Source organism: Acinetobacter sp. ANC 3813, assembly GCF_002135435.1.
Classification (GTDB): Bacteria; Pseudomonadota; Gammaproteobacteria; order Pseudomonadales; family Moraxellaceae; genus Acinetobacter.
Genome location: NZ_NEGK01000001.1, coordinates 310212 through 332161 on the forward strand (window position 1 = coordinate 310212; position 21950 = coordinate 332161).

The window sequence follows — 21950 nt, forward strand, 5'->3', positions numbered from 1 at the left end:
AATTCAGCAAAGTTTCAATTCAGCGCATTTGAATTAAAGCAATTCATATGCCATTTAAATATTTTAAAAACAGAAAATAAAAAGCGACTTAATACTCAATTAAATCACTTTTAAACATTAACTTTTTTCAGCCAGCATATTTTCTGTGACAGCTTCCTTTTGCTTTTTCTTACGGTTAAATACAAGGTTCAAAAGAATCCCTGCAAATGTTGCTGTGGTAATCCCGCCCAGATCTAAACTGCCAATATAAATCGAATAATTTCCTGCGCCCATAATCACAGTTACTGAAGCGACAATAATATTGCCGTTTTGGGTAAAATCGACTTTGTTTTCAATCCAGATTTTAGCACCGGCAATCACAATCAAACCAAATACAATCATGGATGTGCCCGTCAAAATAGCAGCAGGCAGTGTACTGATCACTGCACCAAACTTAGGCGACAATCCCAGTAAAATAGCCGCAAGCCCTGCGATCACAAAAACAACCGTAGAATAAATCCGTGTTGCCGCCATGACGCCAATATTTTCTGCATAAGTGGTCAAGCCCGTACCGCCAGCAGCGCCAGACATGGATGTACAGAGACCATCCGCAAGGAAAGCGCGGCCCATATATGGCGTAATATTTTTACCTGTCATTTCACTGACGACTTTAAAGTGTGCAAGATTTTCTGCAATTAAAATGAAGGCAATAGGCAAAATCAGTAAAATTGCATTGAGCTGAAATTCTGGCTGATGAAATGTAGGCAAACCAAACCAAGCCGCATTGGCCACTGGTGCAAAATCAATTGGCTTGCCCAAACCTAGTACGTTAGCCAAAACAAAATAAGCCAAATACGCAATAATAATCCCCACCAGCAGCAGCAAGCGGCGCAGCATGCCTTTGGTAAATACCGCAACACCGCCTATACACATTGCAGTTAGTAACGCCATCCATGTATCAAAAGCATTGCCAGCTACCGCTTTAATTGCGCCAGGCGCAAGATTTAGCCCTACAATCATAATAATCGCGCCAGCAACAACAGGCGGCAGCAGATTTTCCATCCATTTTGAGCCAGTTTTCATCACCACTAAGCCCATCAGTGCATAGAAAAGTCCACAAACAATAATTGCCCCTAAGGCAATGCCAATATTGGGGTTAAGTCCTGAGCCGCTATATCCTGTAACTGCAATGACTGCGCCAATAAAAGCAAAGCTGCCGCCCAAATAGCTTGGCACTCGTCCGCCGGTAATTAAGAAAAATAGAATCGTTCCTATACCTGAAAGCAAAATGGTCAGGCTGGGATCAAAGCCCATTAATAGCGGAGCTAAGACAGTGGCGCCAAACATGGCAAAGGTATGCTGCAAACCTAAAATGACAGATTGGCCTGCTGGCAAGTACTCATTCATTGCCACAGGTGTTGTTTCAATATCACCTTTAAACGGTGTAAAATTTATAAACCAGTTTTCTTTCATCACATATTCCCCAAACCCTTCGGCTATGTGACTGATGCCTATTCTGCTAACTGAATAAACATCAGTAGACCTGCACGCATGTGCTTAAACAGCGTGAATTAAATGCTCGTGCTTGTATTAATTCAATAACCAACACAGCTGGTCAGGATTATGCAACTTATATACCAATGATTAAAAATTATCCAAATTAAGGACTTATTCGCAGATTTTTTTATTTTTACTACTTAATTGCTGTAAATACTGAATAAATCAAAGAATAAATTTGCACCAATTTAAATATTCATGAACTTTATTTGATCAATGAGTAAAAAATGCCCAGTAATTTCATAATTAAACCATCCGAAATTTACAGTATTTTTATAATTAAATTTACAGATTTAATGAACAGAAAATTCCTGACTTACCCTTGATATTGACTGAGTAACTTTCACTCTGCTGTATATCAACCAACAAACACAAAAAAGCCACCTCAATTGAGATGGCTGCTTCACCGCTGCTAAGCTTAAACCAATTCTTTAAAATCTTGCTGACGCCACGCTTCATACAAGATCACAGCAGTTGCATTCGATAAATTCAAACTGCGTGAATTTGGCGCCATCGGCAAGCGAATCCAGTGCTTTTGCGGAAACATCATGCGTACATCTTCTGGCAGACCGCGAGTTTCAGGCCCCATTAGAAGCGCTACTGGACGATTCAAATCTGAAGTATGCGGTGTTTCCGTGCCCTTTGTGGTTAATGGATAAATCGCATCCATATCAATACCGTTGTCTTTCAAATGCGCCAAACACTCTTCAAAGTTTTCCCATACTTTCATGTGCGCCCATTCATGATAATCCAAACCGGCACGGCGTAATTTTTTGTCATCCAGCTCAAAGCCTAATGGCTTGACCAAATGCAGCTGCGCCCCTGTATTGGCGCACAAACGAATGATATTCCCTGTATTTGCTGGAATTTCTGGCTCGTATAAAACTACATGGATCACTGGATTTCTCTACTCTTTAAAAAATGAAGTAAGGTGATCATCACCTTACACTCTGGTACTGACTAAGCTGATGGCTCCAACGCCAAGATATCGACTTATCTTTACGTTGGATAATTTTGGCCTTGTGCTCGGGCAACACAATCATGCTTACCTTTTTACTTAAGCGAAAACAAGACCGCGGCTTATCCTCTTTGCTCGGGCAACGCTTCGCGTTGTTTACCCTCGCTCATGCCATTGAAGCTGATCACGCAGGCTGACCACATCACCAATAATCGTCAGTGTAGGCGCTTGAATCTGGTATTCAGATACTTTAGAAGCAATATCGGCCAAAGTGCCAACCACCACTTTCTGCTCTGGTGTGGTTCCCTTGGAAATTAAAGCCACAGGCATATCTGGGCGCTGTCCATGCTCAATCAGCTTTTCACAAATGCTTTCTAAACCAACCAAGCCCATATACAGTACAAGTGTCTGATTTTGATAAACAAGTTCATTCCAAGGCAATTCTGGTGAACCTTCCTTTAAATGACCTGTTAAAAACCGCACACTTTGCGCATAATCACGATGGGTTAAAGGAATACCCGCATAAGCTGAACAGCCTGAAGCGGCAGTAATACCTGGCACCACTTGAAAAGCGACACCCGCAGCAAACAGCTCCTGAATTTCTTCACCGCCACGGCCAAAAATAAAGGGATCCCCGCCTTTTAAACGGCAAACACGTTTACCCTGCTGCGCGTATTTAACCAATAAAGCATTAATGCCTTCTTGCGGCACAGCATGATTTGAACGCGCTTTCCCCACATAAACTTTTTCAGCATCGCGTCGGCAAAGCTCCATAATTGCTGGCGAAACCAAACGGTCATAGATCACTACATCCGCCTGCTGCATCAGACGCAACGCTTTCAACGTCAGCAGTTCTGGATCGCCTGGACCTGCCCCGACCAAATACACTTCACCTTTAGGCTTAGTCCATTCAATCAGTGCCTGTTCAATTAAACGGTCTGCTTCTGCAACGTTGTCATTAAACACCTGCTCTTTCAGCGGGCTGGCATATAAGTCTTCCCAAAAGATACGGCGTTCATCGGGGTTCGCAATTTTTGCTTTTACAGCTGCGCGCCATTTTCCAGAAAACTCTGCAAGTTTACCCATACCATGCGGAATGCTGGCTTCAAGCTGAGTTCGAATTTGACGTGCAAGTACTGGCGATGCGCCATTGGTTGCAATAGACACCACCAACGGTGAACGGTCGATAATTGCAGGAACCATAAAACGGCAATGCGGTGGATCATCCACACTATTGACCAGTACGTTGTCGCTTTCACAGGCTACAAAGACTGCTTGATTGACCACTGAATCATCTGTGGCTGCGATCACTAAGCGGTAATTGCGTAAAGGCAATCCTTCACGGTACGCCGCTTGTTGATATTCACCGCCGCTTTGCTCAACGATCTCCAATAGATTGGCGTCGATTTCAGGTGCAAGCACATGAACCGCAGCCCCTGCTTTCGCAAGCAAGAGCGCTTTGCGGTAAGCAATATGACCGCCGCCGACAATCAGACAAGGCTGCTGTTGCAGCTTTAACGAGATTGGAAAAATATCCACACAAAACCTCAATATTTTTGTTCTGATTGCCTTAAGCAATTATCGTGCACAAAACTCTGTTAAACATCGGCAATATCAGTCGATATACGTCGCACCGCCCATGTATGGACGCAATACTTCTGGAATTTCAATCGAACCGTCTGCACGCTGATAGTTTTCCATCACTGCAAGCAGTGTGCGGCCCACAGCTAAACCAGAACCATTTAAAGTATGAACCAATTCAGTTTTCTTTTGATCTACACGGTAACGCGCCATCATGCGGCGTGCTTGGAAGTCACCCATGCTTGAGCAAGATGAAATTTCACGGTAAGTATTCTGGCTTGGCACCCAAACTTCTAAATCGTAAGTTTTGGTTGCCCCAAAGCCCATATCACCGCCGCACAGTACAATTTTACGGTATGGCAAGCCTAAAGCTTGAAGAATGCCTTCGGCATGACCCGTCAATTCTTCCAATGCATTTAAAGAATCTTCAGGTTTTACAATTTGCACCATTTCAACTTTATCAAATTGGTGCTGACGGATTAAACCGCGTGTATCACGGCCATAAGAGCCTGCCTCACTGCGGAAACATGGTGTATGCGCAGCATATTTCAAAGGCAGGCGGTCAGCATCAATAATTTCGTCACGGACAAAGTTCGTCACTGGCACTTCAGCTGTAGGAATAAGATAAAATTCTTTTTCGCCTTGAAGCTTGAACAAATCTTCTTCAAATTTAGGCAACTGGCCTGTACCGCGTAAAGAATCTGCATTTACAAGATAAGGAACATAAGCTTCGGTATAGCCGTTCACATCGGTATGTGTGTTCAGCATAAATTGCGTAATTGCACGCTGCAAACGCGCTAATGGGCCTTTTAATACACTAAAGCGCGTACCTGTAAGCTTAGTTGCCGTTTCAAACTCCAAACCGCCCATCATTTCGCCAAGATCGGTATGGTCTTTGATTTCAAAATCAAATTCGCGCGGTGTGCCCCACTTCAGAACTTCAACGTTGTCGCTTTCATCTTTACCTTCTGGCACAGATTCATGCGGCATGTTCGGAATAGACAGAGATTTAGCTTCAATTTCAGCTTGCAGTTCTGTTAATGCAACTTCGGCCGCTTTAATTTCGTCACCAATTGATGACATGCGCGCCATGATTTCAGATGCGTCGCCGCCTGATTTTTTAATTTGGCCGACTTGCTTCGCGCCCGCATTGCGTTCTGCCTGCAAGTTTTCAGTTTTAGATTGGATTTCTTTACGGCGCGCTTCAAGTGCAGACCATTCTGCTGCGTCCAGCTGAACACCGCGTTTTGCTAAGGCTAAATTTACAGCCTCAATATTATTTCTGAGTAATTTCGGGTCGATCATAGCCAATTATTTGCAAAGAAAAAAACTGGCTATAGTGTAAGCTCTTAACAGTAAAAAATACAGTAATCGAGCTTACAGCTGGGGCTTATTAGAACAATAAAATACAAGATTTCTGCAAATTACTGATTTTCATAACTCGGCAAATTGGGCAAATATTCAGGCTTAAACAAAGCTTTCACCAAAGGGTAAGGCAGTTTCAGCTCCGTCATGCCCTCCGCATAACTGGCCAGCTCATACAGCGGGTAAACAAATACAATGCCATTTGCGCCGTAATAAAAATTATCACTGAGCTGAAGCTTGCTGCGTTCAATATTGTGCTCATCCAGCCACATCGTATTGGCTTCATATAAGGCGCTTAGCACTTTACGATCCGCATCTTTGACTAAAATATCCTGCAGCGCCAAGCGTTTTTTGGCTGTTAAGTCAAAATTGACGTATTCGACATGATACATGCCATGCGCAGCACCTGCAGTGTAGGTATAGCTTTCTAGCGCAAAGGTCGCAATATTGCCCCATTGGCTGATAAAACGGACAGACGTGGTGCTTTGACTCAAGCCAGCATCTGAACCTTCAGACAAATTCAGCTTTTCATTCGGCTCAGTAGAAAATGCAATGGGATCCGCTTTTTTGATGCGGTCTGCAAAATACTGATTAATCCAATCCACATTGGTTTCTACAGTTTGAATGGAATAGCGTGTACAGCCTTCCGCATCGCATGCTTCCGGTTTCGGCAGCGTCATTGCAACCGCTTTCGATTCAATCAGCGGAATACTTTCTGCCTTGACTTCAGCAGCTTGGATTTTGGGGTCTTGATCATTTACAGGTTCATTTCGCGGATGGCATGCCGTCAGCACACTCAGTGAAAATATTGCTGTCATAGAAGCTGTTAAAACGCTCTTATGAATTGTATTCATTGTCAAATCCCTATTACCCATACTGCAAAAAACCGTTATCTGACTACACTATACGCACTCTATACAGCTGATAAAATTACGAAATGTATCCATCGTTTAGATCTGGCTGCATCCGCCTAAAAAAAGAGCAGGACCAGCCTGCTCTTTTAAATTTTCATCCCTGCTTCAGGGCGAAATTCTGCATTCCTTATTGATCAATAATATCCGTGCCTTTAGGCGGAGTAAAATTGAAAGTTGATGCAGGAATTGAAGCATTAACTTTCATATTATTGAAACGCACATAAGTCGTTTGACCCAGTGAGTCCGCCAAAATCATCAAAGTCGGCGCTTTATTGGCGCCAAAGCTGATAGTCAAGCTTTGAAATGCTCCATCTTTATCTTTTGGATACAGCGTGTAATACGTTTTAGTTTTATTCGGCTGGGTTACACGGTAAGTCTGCATGATTTGGCTGGTATTGCCCGACAGCAGCAGCGCTGGCGTATTGGCTACCTGCTCATCTAAATTCTGACGTACAGCCTGCTGCAGGTCAGGGTCATAAATCCACACCGTTTTACCCGAAGTGACAATGGTTTGTTTTGCCGGACTGGTGGTTTCCCAGAAGAATTTACCCGGACGTTCAACTTTCATCACACCTTTAAAGGTCTGATTCATATGCTGTGCAGATAAGCCTTTTTTCTGTGGCGCTTTGCCGCTGCTCACTTTTGTTGTTTGCTCAAAATTCGCTGTAAAGCTTTTTACACCGTTGAGCTGGTTCACCAAGCTGGCTGCAGCTTGCTGCTCCGATGCTGCAGTTGCAGCCAAAACTGTTGTACTCATCATCACAGGTGCTAATGTCGCCGCACCTAATGCCATGGCACATATGGTTTTACGAAGCATTTTCATAAATTCACCTTTTATATTTGCAACATTGCAATTTATTCAATGCCCCATCTTAAACCAATTTTTAGGACTAATATGAGCGAAAACAATAAGTTTTGTATTGTTATTAATGCAAAATACCGTTTTTTGTCCATCATGATGGAGAATTGCTGCACAAATAAAAAAGCCCCCAAAATATGCGGGGGCTTTTAGTTACTGTAATTCACTGGCATCATTTCCATTGCACCCCAACTGAGGCGCCAGCGCCAAAATCACCTTCAGTATTGCCTGATGCAGCCATTTTGTAGACATATTTATTGTTTTGGGTTACTCCGCTAAAACCAATGGCAAAACCCTGTTCACTTTTCCAGGTACCTGCGCCAATACTCAGCATACTGTACCCTGCATCAGTCGGCTGCGGCAATGAAGCAATAGCTATGCTGGAAGCAACAGCCGCATAAACACTGCCCTTAAAGTTGTCAAACCGCCTATTCAGATCATTTATCCGGCTGTCTGTATAGTTTTTTGACTCATTTAAGTATTCTTCGCCAGAAAAACTTTGCCCATCCATGCCTTTCAAACTGAGCAGCCACTCTGACTCTGTACCGTCAAAGCCATTACCCAATGCAACTTCATAGGCGCTTAAACCATTCACACCATCAGCACCGGTATCACCTTTTTCTCCAGCAGCGCCAGTTTCACCTTGAGGACCTATCGGACCTTGAGGGCCTATTGGGCCTTGCACGCCGCCATGGCCATTGCCGTGACTTCCATGACCATTGCCATGCCCATGCATACCCCCACCTGAATTACATCCTATTTGACAACCGCCTCCACCCTGTTCCGAATCGTGACTGTTGCCAGACCACGCCAAACTGCTTAATGCAAATAATGTACTGACTGTGATCAGCTTTGGAATAGCCTGCAGCATTTTTGATCTAGATGCGGCGCTCTTCAAGCTATGATTGATGCAGTACAGCGATTTTTTATTTTCAGGAATATTCAAGACACTGTGTTTAAGCCTCTGACTTGCGGAGCTGGCGTGAATGAATATTTTTTCTAATGCTTTATCCATGTCCATTTTCCTTTTTTATTTTATGTATTCTTATTAAACACCTATTAAAATGTGACTTAAATCACATTTAATTACATATTTAAGATTTAATTATTAAGATTTATTTCAATATTATTGTTTATTTTTATAATGATTATTTAACTAATTTTCTTAGAATTTTCTATTTTCAATGATGATGTTGGCATAAAAAAACCCGCAAAATTTGCGGGCTTTTTTCTATTTAAGCTTACGCTTCAACAGATACGTAGCGACGACCGAATTGGCCTTTCACTTCGAATTTGATCACGCCGTCAGCAGTCGCGAACAAAGTATGGTCACGGCCCATACCTACGTTTTGACCAGCATGGAACTCAGTACCACGTTGACGAACGATAATGTTACCAGCAGTCACAGATTGACCGCCGTACATTTTAACACCTAACATTTTAGGATTCGAGTCACGACCGTTTTTAGTCGAACCACCGGCTTTTTTAGTTGCCATGTCTATTTACTCCTCGTAATTAGCCTGAAATAGCTGTAATTTTCAACTCAGTGAACCATTGACGGTGACCTTGTTGTTTACGATAGTGCTTACGACGACGCATTTTGATGATGCGGATTTTGTCGTGACGACCATGGCTAACTACTTCAGCAGTAACAGTAGCGCCAGCAACAACTGGAGCACCGATTTGAATGCTTTCACCGTTAACAAGCATCAATACGTCATCAAACGTAATTGTAGCGCCAGTTTCAGCTTTCAATAATTCTACTTTAAGGGTTTCACCCTCAACCACACGGTGTTGTTTACCACCGCTTTGGATAACTGCGTACATAAAGTACTCCAAACTTGCCCGTGTCGTCGTGCCGATAAAGGAAGATACCGATCTTAAGACGAACGCCACTGGGGTTTACAAGGGCAAGGATTTTAAGCCATATACCCACAAACAACAAGCCATTTGCACAAAAAATTATCGAGAAACAACGATTATTTTATAAACATTTTTTTTTAATAGCCTGTACATTAGCGCCAGCGCATAAAACCTCTTCTAAAAATTCAAATAGGTTTTTAAAATCAATCCGCTAGTATAGACTTAATAAAAAAGACGCCTTGCCTGCCAGATTTACAATGCATTGCAGATCTTAATCCGCTGATAGGAACTGAGAAAAAATTTAAGGTTTTCACTTAATTTTAAATCAAACGCTTAGCTTCCTATCTGTAATTATTATACGAAATTGCTAAACTACAGCAGCAATTCAAAATTATTGAGGTTTTTCTTCACATGGCCATCGACTTCAAGCAAGACATTCTCGCTCCTGTTGCTGCGGACTTTACCGCGATGGACACATTTATTAATGAAGGAATCACCTCAAAAGTTGCGCTGGTCATGGCCGTCAGCAAACATGTGGTCGAAGCTGGCGGTAAACGCATGCGCCCAATCATGTGCCTTTTGGCGGCGAAAGCCTGCGGTGCAGAAGATTTAGAAAAGCACCGCAAACTGGCGGCGATTATTGAAATGCTGCATACAGCTACACTGGTGCATGACGATGTAGTAGATGAGTCAGGCCTGCGCCGCGGCCGTCCTACGGCCAATGCCACATGGAATAACCAAACTGCAGTGCTGGTCGGTGATTTCCTGATTTCACGCGCTTTCGATCTATTGGTCGACTTAGACAACATGGTGCTGCTCAAAGATTTTTCTACGGGCACCTGTGAAATTGCTGAAGGTGAAGTCCTGCAGCTGCAAGCGCAGCATCAGCCTGAAACTTCAGAACAAACCTATTTAGATATTATTCACGGCAAGACGTCCCGCCTGTTTGAACTTGCGACAGAAGGCGCTGCAATTCTGTCGGATAAAGCAGCGTACCGTGAACCGTTGCGCCAATTTGCCGGACACTTTGGCAATGCCTTTCAAATCATTGATGATATTTTAGACTATACCTCTGATGCTGAAACATTAGGTAAAAATATTGGCGATGATTTAATGGAAGGCAAACCGACTTTGCCGTTAATCTCTGCTTTAAAGAATACCACTGGTGAAGAACACGACATCATTCGCCGCAGTATTGCCACAGGCGGTACAGCCGATTTAGAGCGTGTCATTGCAATTGTGCAGAGCTCTGGCGCTTTAGATTACTGCAGCCAGCGCGCAACTGAAGAAACAGATGCAGCCATTGCTGCGCTTTCAGCTCTGCCAGATTCAGAATACCGTCAGGCACTGATTAATCTGGCCAAGCTTGCCTTACATCGAATTCAATAAAATATCCGAATACCCGCTTGCTTATGCATATAAAATTTAATGATTTATTTTTACAAATGCAGCACCAGCTTGATACGCCTCAAGCGGTGCTGGATCAAAACTTATTGATTGAGCTGATTGGCCGCATACGCCCAGCAGACACCCAAAACACAGAAGAAATTCATCAGAAATTCCAAGCCTTTTATACTTCGCTCTTAATCACGCCTGATGCGGCCTCTACCCTGCAAAGTTTTGTTTTACAGCTGATTAGCCATTACAAACAAACCAGCTTATATGCTGATACCGGCATTCTTTCGCTCGATGGATTTTTAAATCAGTTTTTTCAGCGTCTTGGCTCGCATTTTTTACCTTTAATCAATGACGAAAGCCAGCTGCAGGATTTACTGCGCCAAGTTTTTCATCAGCGCAGCGACAAATATTGGCTGGATGAAATTGACACGGAAGAATGGCAAAAACTTTTCCGCCTATTTAATCAGGGTCATCGCAACCAAGATGAAAAAAAGCAGATCCGCCAAGAGCTGATTAAAGCCATTACCGTGCTGTCTTATCGGGTCAGCGGCATTGGACTGTATCCAGAGTTTATTAATGCGCGGCCAGAACTGACCGAATATGAATCGCCTTTTTTGGTGCAAAACCGCGAGATTAATGATTTCATTCAGCATTATAAGCAGTTGCATCAAAATGCAGAAAAGATGACAGCCGTCATTCCGCCCGATGCCTCACAAGCATTGGTGATGCTGGATCAATGCCGTGAAGTGGTTTTAAAAATCCGCAGGGCAACGAAGCGTAGCGGCGTGAGTGTCAGCTTGACCTACCTGCTGTCTTTGCTGGAGCAGTGTTTAGACCGCATTGAAATTCTGCTCAATTTAATTGTGGAAGAAGATGACATCCGCTACAGCTCCATTGGGACACTGCTGGTTGATGTGACTGATGCGCTCTACAGCGAGCGCAGTGTTCGCTCCCTGCTGGCCACCAATAGTGAACTGATTGCGCTGCAAGTTACAGAAAATGCCAGCAAGACTGGTGAACACTATGTGAGCAGTGACAAAAAAGGCTTTATCGACATGTATAAAGCCGCTGCAGGCGCAGGCGCGATTATTGCCACCATGGCAACATTAAAGATATTGGCCTCCCGATTAGCGCTGGCGCCGCTGATGCAGGCGTTCATGTACAGCATGAACTACTCGCTGGGTTTCATGCTGATTCATGTGCTGCATTTTACCGTTGCCACCAAGCAGCCCGCGATGACCGCGGCAGCGCTTGCCTCGACGGTACAGCATCGAAAGGGCTCAAAAAATGCGCAGATCGCCGAATTAGCTGCGCTGATTATTAATATTATCCGCACGCAGTTCATTGCCATTTTAGGCAATATTTCAATTGCGATCCCAACAGCAGCTCTAATTACCTACTTTTGGCAAGCTGCATTGGATGAACCATTACTTACGCATGCTAAGGCAACGCATCTGCTGCACAGTCTAGACCCGTTTACTTCACTGGCGATTCCCCATGCAGCCATTGCGGGTGTGTGTCTATTTTTATCTGGTCTTTTAGCCGGCTATTTTGACAACATGGCCATTTACCGGAAAATCGGCCCGCGGCTGCAAGCGCATCCCTCTTTAAAGCATTGGCTTGGACAGGAGCGCTTAAATAAATTTGCATCCTATATCGAACGCAATTTAGGCGCTTTAGCAGGTAACTTCTTATTTGGCATCATGCTGGGCAGCATGGGAACACTGGGCTACATACTGGGCTTGCCGCTGGATATCCGCCACATTGCTTTCGCTTCAGCCAACTTTATTCAGGGCTTAATGTGCATCAATGGCGGTGCAGAAATTGGCCTGATTATTGTATCGTTCTTGGGTGTGCTCTGTATCGGCTTAACCAACTTGTTTGTCAGCTTCACACTCACCATTATTGTTGCCTTACGTGCGCGCCGCGTGCGTTTTGAACAATGGAAGCCTTTAGCAAAATTAGTGCTGACACATTTTTTAACACGCCCTAGCGACTTTTTTTGGCCGCCTAAACAGCCGCTGGAAATTCAAGACACATCCCATACGCACAAAACAGGGCATTAAAGAATTTGTTAATTTATATTATCAAATGTTAAAAAATCTCGAAAAAGAAATTAGCATAATTTACGCACACTTGAAATAAAGTGTACTGATGAGTACACTTTACTCAGTAATTTATCCGGACAGGCTCCGTTTAAAATAACAAGGATTTCAGCATGCCCAGATTGTTGCTTTCCCTCGGTTTTTTTGGGTTATTAATCAGTATTTTAATGCTTAAGCTACCAGCACTGCATCTTTTTGATATCGGCGCTGTGCAATGGATGTATGAGCATAGAACACCGTTTTTTAACGATTTAGCCAAAGGATTTTCCGCAGCTGGCGGCATGCCATTTGTATTATTTTTAACTGGGCTTTGGTGTTTACACCAAGCATGGTATAAAAATTGTTCAAATACTGTTTTTATCAGTATTGGAATAATCGGAAGTATTTGCATCGCTTGGATGCTGAAGTACGTCGTCTCAAGACCGCGTCCACCTGAAATGTATTTCTTGGTGCAAACCTATGGAGATTCATTTCCAAGTGGGCATAGCCTTTATGCAGCTGCTTTAGGCTGTTTGGCGATATACGCTTCCCTAAAGCATTCAAAGCATAAGCTCATATGCCTATTTGCAAGTCTATGGATCTTGCTGATGGGTATTTCAAGAGTGTATGCCGGCGCGCATTTTCCTTCCGATGTCCTTTCTGGCTGGAGCATAAGTTTTATTTGGATCACGCTGCTGTATTGGACTATAGAAAAATATAGGCAGCCTAAATAAATAATTTTAGAGAAGAATCTCATTGAGGTGAAAGAATGATGTCTGCAAAGCTTTGGGCACCTGCCCTGACTGCTTGCGCATTAGCAACAAGTATTGCACTTGTCGGTTGCAGTAAAGATCCAAAAGATGCTCAGCAAGCTGGCGCTGCGCAGCAAATGCCGCCTACTGAAGTGGGTGTCATTGTGGCTCAGCCGCAAAGCGTAGAACAGTCTGTCGAACTTTCAGGCCGTACAACAGCTTATGAAATTTCTGATGTGCGCCCTCAAGCGAGCGGCGTCGTTCTGAAGCGTTTATTTGCTGAAGGCAGCTATGTGCGTGAAGGCCAAGCGCTTTACGAAATCGACTCAAGTACCAACCGTGCCAATGTTGACAATGCCCGCGCTGCAATTGCCAGTGCAGAAGCGAATCTGCATGTTCTTCGCGTGAAAGAAGGCCGTTACCGCCAACTGGTGGGTACAAACGCCATTTCTAAGCAAGAATATGATGATATCGCTGCACAGGTGAAATTGGCTGAAGCTACGCTGAATGCCAATCAGGCGACGTTGAAAAATGCGCAAATCAACTTAGGTTACTCTACAGTACGCGCGCCAATCTCTGGTCAAACGAACCGCTCTACAGTAACAGCTGGCGCTTTAGTCACTGCGAACCAAGCAGAACCGTTAGTGACTATTCAGCGCTTAGACCCTATCTATGTCGATATCAATCAATCTAGCGCAGAATTGCTTCGTTTACGCCAGCAGCTGAGCAAAGGCTCTTTGGACAGCAGCAACAACACCAAAGTGAAGCTGAAGCTTGAAGACGGAAGCGAATATGCTCAAGAAGGCCGCTTGGCATTTTCTGATGCCAGCGTGAATCCGGAAACAGGCACCGTAACCGTTCGTGCAGTGTTCCCTAACCCGAACCACCTGCTGCTTCCTGGCATGTTTGCCAATGCGAAAATTGTACAGGGCGTGATTCCAAATGCTTACCTTGTGCCGCAATCTGCAATCACGCGTACACCGACAGGCCAGGCAATGGCAATGCTGGTGAATGCCAAAGGCGCCGTTGAAACACGTCCAGTGACTACTGTCGGCTCACAAGGCAATAATTGGATTATTACTGAAGGTTTAAAGACTGGTGATAAAGTGATTGTTGATGGCGTTGCCAAAGTGAAGCCTGAACAGCAAGTTGTCGCTAAGCCGTATCAACCTCAGGCTGCCGCTCCGCAAGCTGCGCCACAACAGCCTGCGGCAAAAGCGGATGAGAAAAAAGAGCAAGCTGAACAAAAACCTGCTGCATCTGCATAAGGAGATTCGTTCATGGCTCAATTTTTTATTCATCGCCCCATTTTTGCATGGGTAATTGCGCTGGTCATTATGTTAGCAGGTATTCTTACGCTGACAAAAATGCCTATCGCGCAGTACCCAACGATTGCACCGCCTACAGTTTCTATTTCAGCGACTTACCCTGGTGCATCTGCAGAAACAGTTGAAAATACGGTTACTCAGATCATTGAACAGCAAATGAATGGTCTGGATGGCTTACGCTACATTTCATCAAACAGTGCCGGTAACGGTCAGGCTTCAATTACCCTCAACTTTGAACAAGGTATTGATCCGAATATCGCGCAAGTTCAAGTACAGAATAAATTGCAGTCTGCTACAGCGCTTTTACCTGAAGACGTTCAGCGCCAAGGTGTAAAAGTCACTAAATCTGGCGCAAGCTTCCTGCAAGTTCTCGCATTCTATTCAGACAGTGATTCACTTTCTGCAGATGACATCAAAGACTACGTCAACTCGAATATCTCTGAACCGCTTAGCCGTGTTCCGGGTGTAGGCGAAGTACAAGTCTTCGGCGGCTCTTATGCAATGCGCATCTGGTTAGACCCTGCAAAAATGGCTAACCTGCAAGTAACGCCAAGCGACGTGGCTGCAGCAATCCGCACGCAGAATGCCCAAGTTGCTGTTGGCCAATTAGGCGGTGCGCCTTCTGTGAAAGGACAGCTGCTGAACGCGACGGTCAATGCTCAAAGCTTATTGCAAACGCCAGAAGAGTTCTCGAACATTTTCCTGCGTAACACAGCATCAGGCGCACAAGTGCGTTTGAGTGATGTCGCGCGCGTAGAATTAGGCGCTGACAGCTACCAGTTTGACTCTAAGTTCAACGGCAAAGCTGCCGGCGGTGTTGCAATTAAACTTGCAACTGGAGCCAATGCGCTAGATACAGCATCAGCTGTTGAAGCGCGCTTGAAAGAGCTTCGTCCGAACTACCCTGCTGGCATGAAAGACCAATTGGCTTTCGATACCACACCATTTATTAAACTTTCGATTGAAAGTGTGGTGCATACGCTGGTCGAAGCGGTCATCCTTGTATTCCTAGTGATGTTCCTCTTCCTGCAAAACTGGCGCGCAACGCTGATTCCAACCATGGCTGTACCGGTTGTTGTGTTAGGCACATTTGCGGTCATTAACGTTTTCGGTTTCTCAATCAACACCTTAACCATGTTCGCTATGGTTCTAGCCATCGGCCTTCTGGTGGATGATGCCATTGTTGTGGTGGAAAACGTTGAGCGTGTCATGGCAGAAGAGCACCTTGATCCTGTAACAGCGACTGAAAAGTCGATGAAGCAGATTTCTGGCGCTTTAATCGGTATTACTTCTGTATTAACAGCAGTATTCGTACCGATGGCATTCATGAGCGGCACTACCGGTGTAATTTACCGTCAGTTCTCTATCACGCTTGTAACCGCCATGATCTTGTCCTTGATTGTTGCGTTGACTTTTACTCCAGCACTTTGTGCGACGATGCTGAAACAGCATGATCCAAACAAAAAGCCGAGCAACAATCCTGTGGCTCGTTTCTTCCGCTGGTTTAACACAAGCTTCGACAAACTGTCTGATAAGTACAAAAATGGCGTGAACTGGCTGACACATGCTAAGTTTTTTGCAAGCCTAGTCTATGTTGCCGTTATCGCAATCTTGGTAACTTTATTCATGAAATTGCCGTCATCGTTCTTGCCGGACGAAGACCAAGGCGTTGTCATGACTTTAGTGCAGCTGCCGCCGAATGCCTCTTTAGAACGTACTGGCGAAACCATCGACAAGATGTCTCAGTTCTTCTTAAAGAATGAAGAAAAATACGTTGACTCTGTGTTCAGTGTTGCCGGTTTCTCATTCTCTGGTGTCGGTCAAAATGCGGGTCTTGCCTTCATTAAATTGAAAGACTGGGAAGAGCGTACAACACCTGAATCTCAAGTTGGCGCAATAATTCAGCGCGGCATGGCCTTAAACATGATTGTAAAAGATGCATCTTACATCATGCCTTTACAGCTGCCTGCAATGCCAGAACTAGGTGTAAGCGCTGGCTTTAACTTGCAGCTGAAAGACTCTGCAGGCAGCGGCCACGACAAACTGCTTGAAGCGCGCAACATGATTTTAGGCATGGCTGCCCAAGACAAGCGTCTGGCTGGTGTCCGTCCAAACGGTCAAGAAGATACGCCGCAGTACAAAATTATTGTCGACCAAGCGCAAGCTGGTGCAGCGGGTGTCAGCATTTCTGAAATCAACTCAACCATGAGCATGGCTTGGGGCGGTTCGTATATCAATGACTTCGTTGACCGCGGCCGTGTGAAGAAAGTTTACATCCAAGGCGAATCGGATACCCGCATGATGCCTGAAGACCTGAACAAGTGGTACGTCCGCAACAACAAAGGTGAAATGATCCCATTCTCTACCTTTGCAACTGGCGAATGGAGCTACGGTTCACCGCGTCTCGAGCGCTATAACGGTATTTCTTCGATGAACATCCAAGGTACGCCGGCACCTGGTATCAGCTCTGGCGACGCAATGATTGCAATGGAAGAAATTGTTGCAAAACTTCCGTCTATGGGCTTAAACGGTTTCGATTACGAATGGACTGGCTTATCGCTTGAAGAACGTGAAGCGGGCTCGCAAATCGTCTACCTGATGGCGCTGTCACTGCTCATCGTATTCTTATGCCTTGCTGCATTGTATGAAAGTTGGTCAATTCCAGTCTCTGTACTCTTGGTTGTGCCGCTGGGTATTGTCGGCGCGATCTTGCTCACCTTTGGCGGAATGGTTCTATTTAAAGATCCAAACTTATCAAATAACATTTACTTCCACGTAGCGATCATTGCCGTGATTGGTCTATCTGCGAAGAATGCGATTTTGATTGTGGAATTTGCGAAAGAGCTGCAAGAAAAAGGCGAAGAGCTGTTTGAAGCGACAATGCATGCTGCAAAAATGCGTTTACGCCCAATCATCATGACGACCCTTGCCTTCGGTTTCGGTGTACTTCCTCTTGCCCTAGCCTCTGGCGCAGGTGCAGGCAGTCAGCACTCTGTTGGTTACGGCGTTCTTGGCGGTGTTATCAGCTCTACACTTTTAGGTATCTTCTTTATTCCTGTATTCTATGTATGGGTACGCAGTATCTTTAAGTACAAACCAAAACAACAAAATACTCAGGAGCACACATCGTGATGCAAAATATATGGTCTATTACAGGTCGTAGCATTGCGGTTTCTTCACTTGCGCTTGCTTTGGCTGCCTGCCAAAGCATGCGTGGTCCAGAACCAGCGGCACAAGCAAACATTCCGCAAGGCTATACAGCAAGCGCGTCTGGCACTTCTGCTGCAGAGCAAGGCTATAAGGACTTTTTCTCAGACCAGCGTTTGGTTCAAGTTTTGGATTTAGCTCTGGCAAACAACCGTGATTTACGCACTGCAGCGCTGAATATCCAGCGCGCGCAGCAGCAATACCAAATTACGGAAAATAACCAGCTGCCGACCATTGGCGCAAGCGGAAGCGTTCTGCGTCAAGACACATTAAGCTCACAAAAGCCGATGACGTCTTATAACGTTGGCCTCGGTGTAACAGCTTATGAACTTGATTTATGGGGCCGTGTCCGCAGCTTGAAAGACAATGCTCTGGACAGCTACCTTGCAACTGCAAGCGCGCGTGATGCAACTCAAATTGCGCTGATTGGTCAAGTTGCTCAAGCATGGCTCAGCTATTCTTTTTCAAATGCAAATTTGAAATTGGCTGACCAAACATTAAAAGCGCAGCTTGAATCTTACAATCTGAACAAAAAGCGTTTTGATGTTGGTATTGACAGTGAAGTACCTGTGCGTCAGGCGCAAATTTCGGTAGAAACTGCGCGCAATGATGTTGCTAACTACAAAACGCAAGTCGCTCAAGCAAAGAACTTGCTGAATCTACTTGTGGGTCAGCAGCTGCCTGAAAACTTATTGCCAACTCAGCGCGTAACTAAAATTACCTCTAACGGCGCAATCGGCTCAGGCTTGCCAAGCGACTTGCTGAACAACCGTCCAGATGTACGCGCAGCTGAATACAAACTGTCTGCAGCGGGTGCAAACATTGGCGCAGCAAAAGCGCGCATGTTCCCAACCATCAGCCTGACAGGCAATGCGGGTTATGCATCTACAGATTTAAGCGACTTGTTTAAATCTGGCAGTTTTGTATGGGGCTTCGGTCCTAGCATCGATATTCCTATCTTTGACTGGGGCACTCGACAAGCAAACATCAAAATTTCTGAAACAGATCAGCAAATTGCGCTATCTGATTATGAAAAATCGATTCAGTCTGCTTTCCGTGAAGTCAACGATGCTTTAGCTGTGCGCCAAAACATTGGTGACCGCCTGTCGGCTCAAAAACGTTTGGTAGATGCGACCAACACGACTTATAAACTGTCTAATGCCCGCTTCCGCGCTGGTATTGACAGCTACTTAACCGTATTGGACGCTCAGCGTACTTCTTATGCTGCAGAACAAGGTTTGTTATTGCTTGAACAAGCAAATTTAAACAACCAAGTTGAACTGTATAAATCACTTGGCGGCGGTATTAAAGCCAATTCGGGTGATGCAGCTCCAGTGCAGCTGTCTAGCGCTGAACGTAAAGCAGATGCTGCAAAATAAGTTAATCGCTTAAAAATTCTATTAAGAAAGCTCACTTCGGTGGGCTTTTTTATTGCTTTTTAAAACCGCATTGCCTATCTTCAAAAGTATTCAAATTAAATACAACCTGCACTTTATGATTTTAAGCAATTTAGAAACAGTACCCGGCCATACCATTACTCAGCAGCTGGATGTCGTTTATGGCAGTACAGTACGCAGCAAACATGTAGGCCGCGACTTTATGGCAGGCCTGAAAAATATTGTAGGCGGTGAACTGAAAGGCTATACCGAACTGCTGGAAGAGTCCCGTCAGGAAGCCATGAGCCGTATGATTGAGAAAGCGCACGGCCTAGGTGCAAATGCAGTGGTTGGCATCCGTTTTTCAACGTCAAATATTGCACAGGGCGCATCTGAACTTTTTGTATATGGCACAGCTGTCCGTGTAGAAGCTAATATGCCAAAACTGGCAGATCCATTCCCTGCACAAGGCTAAATAACATGGATGCATTTCTTTTTAAGATTCTGATCTTTGTCATTTTGTTTGCTGTGGGCTGGGCTTTTGGCCGCCATGCCGAACGTAAGCATTTAAACGAACTTGAAGTACAGGAAAAGCGTTTAGCCCATATCCGTATAGACAATAACCGCTTTAAAACCAGTGAGCATTTTGGACAACTGGTCAGCAGCAATGTGGTGATCTCGCACGATTACTTTAAATATGTGATTGCCAATATTCAAAACTTTTTTGGCGGGCGTTTGACCAGCTATGAAAGCATTGTGGACCGGGCACGACGTGAAGCCGTTGTGCGTTTAAAGCAGGAAGCTGAAAAAATGGGCGCAACGCAGATTATGGGCTTGCGTTTAAGCACTACAGAGCTGGGTATGCAAGGCGGCATGGTTGAGGTTTTTGCATATGGTACGGCAATTCGACCTTAATATTAATCATCCAATTTAAACGGTGATGAAATTTGATCAAATCAGCCATCAAATTTCATCATAGAACGTTATCTTACACACTGATCAGAATTTGAATTGGTCTTTTTCTATTTAGCAGAAAAGATAAGACATGCACCCTCAAGCATATAAAAGTAACTACGTTTAATTTAAAAACAAGTGATCAACATTTCTAAACTAACGCGCCATTTCACATACCCGTTGACCCGCTTTTTCAACGCATTTTTCCACTACTAAAGGATAATTGGTCAATTCTGTAAGATGAAATTCCTGCTGATCAAAACGAATAATGGATTTATATGCACCATCATCCATTTTAATGTCTAAACCGTTGTCTTTAATCCGATACATCGTATTTCCCACTGCCTTTCTAAACCCATCAAAATAATAAAAATTGATCTGATTATTCTGAATACTTAAAAAGCCTATTCCACCATAATACTGTGACTTATGATTGCGCATATCGATAATATGGACGTGGGTATTGTCATACACAAAACGCCCTACTTCTTTAAGCCTGCTGCTATTTAAAATTGACAACTGCTCTGAAAAGATATGCCCATTTAATAAAATACATTGGACTGGACATTTTTTAGTATCTGCCTCTGGGGTTTTTAAATATTGCTGATGATTTAAAATCTCAAAATGATATGGGATTTGACGTGTATCCAATTGAGCTGATGGCAGCCGTGTATTAATGTTCGAATTTTGAGTGTTATAAAATGTCGATTTCAGCCATTTCTGCGTATCAAAAAAATGTTCCCGCGGACGCCAACCTTGTTTCTGTTCTTCAGAAGGCTCTGCATACGCCCGCGCCTCTTCAACTAATCGATCAATCGGTTGAGCTGCGGACAACTTTGGAACCGCTATTGAGCATAAGCAAAGTACGAAACAGCTGACGAATCTATAAAACTGATGTGATAGTTGTTTCATACCCTACTTAAACCTTAAAAGTTCATACTAAAAATTTTAAACCTATTACTTCACTTTCGCTTTACGGATCATTTTATACAGCGTACTTGGTGATAGACGTGAAACCCAAGTTCCTAATACTTCTTTTCGACCGCCTACCACAATATACTCATCCCCTTTCAGCAGGGCTTTTACAGCAATTTGCGCAAACTCATCCGCTTCTAGGCCATTAGCAGTGACTTCATTATCAAAGCCTTGCGCCTTGCCTTCACCATTTAAGGCATTAATTGAAACGTTGGTTTTCACAAAGCCGGGGAAAATAACCGAAACATCCACGCCTTCATCAGCTACTTCCGCACGCAGACTGTTGGCCCACATATGAATAGCCGCTTTGGCTGCCGAATAGGACGCGCGGTACTGCGTACCCAACAGGCCAGCTACACTAGACACAAAAACGATGCGGCCAGACTTTTGCTGCAGGAATGCCGGCAGCGCCGTTTTGGTTAAAAAGACTTGAGAAAAATAATCCAGCTCCATAATGGCGCGTTCAGTCTGCATGGTCGTTTCAGTAATCAGCGCGCGCTGGCTTAAGCCTGCGTTATTGATGAGCCAATCAATACGGCCTTTGCATTCCAATACTTTATCAAAGGCATGGCGTACTTGGCTTTCATCGGTAATGTCTGCAGCAATAGATAGATGCTGATCTGGATTTAACAGGCCGACGCGGACATTTTCCAGCTCTTCAAAACGGCGTGCTGTCAGCACCACATGTGCGCCCTGCAGAGCGCATTCCTGCGCCAAGGCTTTACCTAAACCAGAAGATGCGCCTGTAATCCACACAACTTTCCCGTCTAAATTATCCAGCTTCGCCATGATCCATTCCT

At 44.4% G+C, this 21950-nt stretch carries 19 protein-coding genes; 8 read left to right on the forward strand and 11 right to left on the reverse strand.

From position 1 onward, the window contains the following. Positions 1-117: 117 nt before the first annotated feature. The 9 genes from B9T34_RS01545 to rplU all read right to left on the reverse strand — a co-directional run bounded on the left by B9T34_RS01545 (position 118) and on the right by rplU (position 9040). A complete protein-coding gene (locus B9T34_RS01545; protein WP_086211398.1) occupies positions 118-1452 on the reverse strand; it encodes a solute carrier family 23 protein in 1335 nt (444 codons plus the stop codon). Positions 1453-1954: 502 nt separating this feature from the next. Further along, entirely contained in the window at positions 1955-2434 is a 480-nt protein-coding gene (locus tag B9T34_RS01550; protein WP_086211399.1) for a tRNA (cytidine(34)-2'-O)-methyltransferase, read from the reverse strand. A 216-nt stretch (positions 2435-2650) separates the two neighbouring features. Beyond that, entirely contained in the window at positions 2651-4033 is a 1383-nt protein-coding gene (cysG, locus tag B9T34_RS01555; RefSeq protein ID WP_086211400.1) for a siroheme synthase CysG, read from the reverse strand. Positions 4034-4108: 75 nt separating this feature from the next. Beyond that, entirely contained in the window at positions 4109-5380 is a 1272-nt protein-coding gene (gene serS / locus B9T34_RS01560) for a serine--tRNA ligase (protein ID WP_086211401.1), read from the reverse strand. Between the two features lie 119 nt (positions 5381-5499). Further along, a complete protein-coding gene (locus tag B9T34_RS01565) occupies positions 5500-6294 on the reverse strand; it encodes an RsiV family protein (RefSeq protein WP_086211402.1) in 795 nt (264 codons plus the stop codon). Between the two features lie 187 nt (positions 6295-6481). Further along, positions 6482-7177 carry an outer membrane lipoprotein chaperone LolA gene (lolA, locus tag B9T34_RS01570; RefSeq protein ID WP_086211403.1) on the reverse strand — a complete coding sequence of 232 codons (696 nt, stop codon included), beginning with the start codon at positions 7175-7177 and terminating at the stop codon, positions 6482-6484. 208 nt (positions 7178-7385) lie between these two features. Further along, entirely contained in the window at positions 7386-8228 is an 843-nt protein-coding gene (locus tag B9T34_RS01575) for a YadA-like family protein (protein WP_228147387.1), read from the reverse strand. Between the two features lie 226 nt (positions 8229-8454). Beyond that, positions 8455-8709, reverse strand: coding sequence for a 50S ribosomal protein L27 (gene rpmA, locus B9T34_RS01580; RefSeq protein ID WP_005097774.1), 255 nt, complete (start codon positions 8707-8709; stop codon positions 8455-8457). 19 nt (positions 8710-8728) lie between these two features. Beyond that, positions 8729-9040 (reverse strand): 50S ribosomal protein L21, encoded by a 312-nt coding sequence (gene rplU, locus B9T34_RS01585; protein WP_004280640.1) that lies wholly within the window; start codon positions 9038-9040, stop codon positions 8729-8731. A gap of 447 nt (positions 9041-9487) precedes the next feature. Here rplU and sdsA point away from each other — a divergent pair, with 447 nt between their 5' ends. The 8 genes from sdsA (at position 9488) to B9T34_RS01625 (ending at position 20136) form a co-directional block, all read left to right on the forward strand. Next, positions 9488-10465, forward strand: coding sequence for an All-trans-nonaprenyl-diphosphate synthase (gene sdsA, locus B9T34_RS01590; RefSeq protein WP_086211404.1), 978 nt, complete (start codon positions 9488-9490; stop codon positions 10463-10465). Between the two features lie 23 nt (positions 10466-10488). Further along, positions 10489-12540 carry a site-specific recombinase gene (locus B9T34_RS01595; RefSeq protein ID WP_086211405.1) on the forward strand — a complete coding sequence of 684 codons (2052 nt, stop codon included), beginning with the start codon at positions 10489-10491 and terminating at the stop codon, positions 12538-12540. Between the two features lie 152 nt (positions 12541-12692). Next, positions 12693-13292, forward strand: a complete 600-nt coding sequence (locus B9T34_RS01600) for a phosphatase PAP2 family protein (protein ID WP_086211406.1) — start codon at positions 12693-12695, stop codon at positions 13290-13292. Positions 13293-13327: 35 nt separating this feature from the next. Beyond that, complete coding sequence (locus tag B9T34_RS01605) at positions 13328-14578, forward strand: efflux RND transporter periplasmic adaptor subunit (RefSeq protein WP_086211407.1); 1251 nt, start codon at positions 13328-13330, stop codon at positions 14576-14578. Positions 14579-14590: 12 nt separating this feature from the next. After that, on the forward strand, positions 14591-17770 hold the full coding sequence (locus B9T34_RS01610) for an efflux RND transporter permease subunit (RefSeq protein WP_086211408.1): 3180 nt from the start codon (positions 14591-14593) through the stop codon (positions 17768-17770). Beyond that, entirely contained in the window at positions 17770-19224 is a 1455-nt protein-coding gene (adeK, locus tag B9T34_RS01615) for a multidrug efflux RND transporter AdeIJK outer membrane channel subunit AdeK (RefSeq protein ID WP_086211409.1), read from the forward strand. Before B9T34_RS01610 ends, adeK begins: the two co-directional genes overlap by 1 nt. A 115-nt stretch (positions 19225-19339) precedes the next feature. Beyond that, positions 19340-19696, forward strand: coding sequence for a YbjQ family protein (locus B9T34_RS01620; RefSeq protein WP_086211644.1), 357 nt, complete (start codon positions 19340-19342; stop codon positions 19694-19696). A 5-nt stretch (positions 19697-19701) separates the two neighbouring features. Next, complete coding sequence (locus B9T34_RS01625; RefSeq protein ID WP_086211410.1) at positions 19702-20136, forward strand: YbjQ family protein; 435 nt, start codon at positions 19702-19704, stop codon at positions 20134-20136. Positions 20137-20331: 195 nt separating this feature from the next. Here the strand turns inward: B9T34_RS01625 and B9T34_RS18795 are convergent, their stop codons facing one another. Both B9T34_RS18795 and B9T34_RS01635 read right to left on the reverse strand, forming a co-directional pair. Next, a complete protein-coding gene (locus B9T34_RS18795) occupies positions 20332-21009 on the reverse strand; it encodes a hypothetical protein (RefSeq protein ID WP_086211411.1) in 678 nt (225 codons plus the stop codon). A gap of 123 nt (positions 21010-21132) precedes the next feature. Then, the gene (locus B9T34_RS01635) at positions 21133-21939 is read right to left on the reverse strand and encodes an SDR family oxidoreductase (protein WP_086211412.1); all 807 of its coding nucleotides are present in this window, start codon (positions 21937-21939) and stop codon (positions 21133-21135) included. Positions 21940-21950 lie beyond the last annotated feature (11 nt).

Coding starts and splice junctions, on each gene's coding strand:
- B9T34_RS01545 (WP_086211398.1), bottom strand. CDS start 1,452: ATGAAAGAAAACTGGTTTATAAATTTTACACCGTTTAAAGGTGATATT.
- serS (WP_086211401.1), bottom strand. CDS start 5,380: ATGATCGACCCGAAATTACTCAGAAATAATATTGAGGCTGTAAATTTA.
- B9T34_RS01565 (WP_086211402.1), bottom strand. CDS start 6,294: ATGAATACAATTCATAAGAGCGTTTTAACAGCTTCTATGACAGCAATA.
- lolA (WP_086211403.1), bottom strand. CDS start 7,177: ATGAAAATGCTTCGTAAAACCATATGTGCCATGGCATTAGGTGCGGCG.
- B9T34_RS01575 (WP_228147387.1), bottom strand. CDS start 8,228: ATGGATAAAGCATTAGAAAAAATATTCATTCACGCCAGCTCCGCAAGT.
- rpmA (WP_005097774.1), bottom strand. CDS start 8,709: ATGGCAACTAAAAAAGCCGGTGGTTCGACTAAAAACGGTCGTGACTCG.
- rplU (WP_004280640.1), bottom strand. CDS start 9,040: ATGTACGCAGTTATCCAAAGCGGTGGTAAACAACACCGTGTGGTTGAG.
- sdsA (WP_086211404.1), top strand. CDS start 9,488: ATGGCCATCGACTTCAAGCAAGACATTCTCGCTCCTGTTGCTGCGGAC.
- B9T34_RS01595 (WP_086211405.1), top strand. CDS start 10,489: ATGCATATAAAATTTAATGATTTATTTTTACAAATGCAGCACCAGCTT.
- B9T34_RS01600 (WP_086211406.1), top strand. CDS start 12,693: ATGCCCAGATTGTTGCTTTCCCTCGGTTTTTTTGGGTTATTAATCAGT.
- B9T34_RS01605 (WP_086211407.1), top strand. CDS start 13,328: ATGATGTCTGCAAAGCTTTGGGCACCTGCCCTGACTGCTTGCGCATTA.
- B9T34_RS01610 (WP_086211408.1), top strand. CDS start 14,591: ATGGCTCAATTTTTTATTCATCGCCCCATTTTTGCATGGGTAATTGCG.
- adeK (WP_086211409.1), top strand. CDS start 17,770: ATGCAAAATATATGGTCTATTACAGGTCGTAGCATTGCGGTTTCTTCA.
- B9T34_RS01620 (WP_086211644.1), top strand. CDS start 19,340: ATGATTTTAAGCAATTTAGAAACAGTACCCGGCCATACCATTACTCAG.
- B9T34_RS01625 (WP_086211410.1), top strand. CDS start 19,702: ATGGATGCATTTCTTTTTAAGATTCTGATCTTTGTCATTTTGTTTGCT.
- B9T34_RS01635 (WP_086211412.1), bottom strand. CDS start 21,939: ATGGCGAAGCTGGATAATTTAGACGGGAAAGTTGTGTGGATTACAGGC.